This window comes from Corynebacterium sp. HMSC070H05 (assembly GCF_001837615.1).
Taxonomy (GTDB): Bacteria; Actinomycetota; Actinomycetes; order Mycobacteriales; family Mycobacteriaceae; genus Corynebacterium; species Corynebacterium coyleae.
Genome location: NZ_KV833319.1, coordinates 17063 through 17541, shown reverse-complemented (window position 1 = coordinate 17541; position 479 = coordinate 17063). Strand labels below are relative to the sequence as shown.

The 479-nt window shown below is 56.4% G+C and carries 1 pseudogene; it reads left to right on the top strand.

Features of this window, described 5'->3' with window-relative positions:
* Positions 1 to 479 (top strand): annotated as a pseudogene (locus tag HMPREF2617_RS05905) (transposase); the annotation flags it as partial.

The following is a 479-nucleotide window of genomic DNA, read 5'->3' as shown; positions in this document are numbered from 1 at the left end:
CGGCGGGTACGCCTACCTGTCGTGCGACGCACTCACGATCAAGGTGCGTGAAGGCAGCCGGGTAGTCAAATGCTCCGTACTTTTGGCCACCGGTGTTAACGCTGACGGCTACCGGGAAATGCTCGGTATGCATGTTGCCACCACGGAATCCAACGCGTCGTGGAAGGGCTTCTTCCAGGACTTAAAAGCTCGTGGACTTCGCGGTGTCTTCCTTATCACCAGTGATGCCCATGAGGGCATCCAAGTGTTGCCCGATGCATCCTGGCAGCGGTGCCGGACTCATTTCGCGAAGAACCTCTACGAAAAAGTCCCGAAAACCCAGTGGCCGATGGTCTTAAGCGATGTTCCAGACAATCTTCCAACAACCCGACGCCCAATCCACCTGGGCACAAGCCCGCGAAGTCGTCGACCTGTTAGACCCAAAGTTCCCCCAGGTAGCGGCATATTTAGAGGAATCACTCGATGAGGTGCTGGCGTTT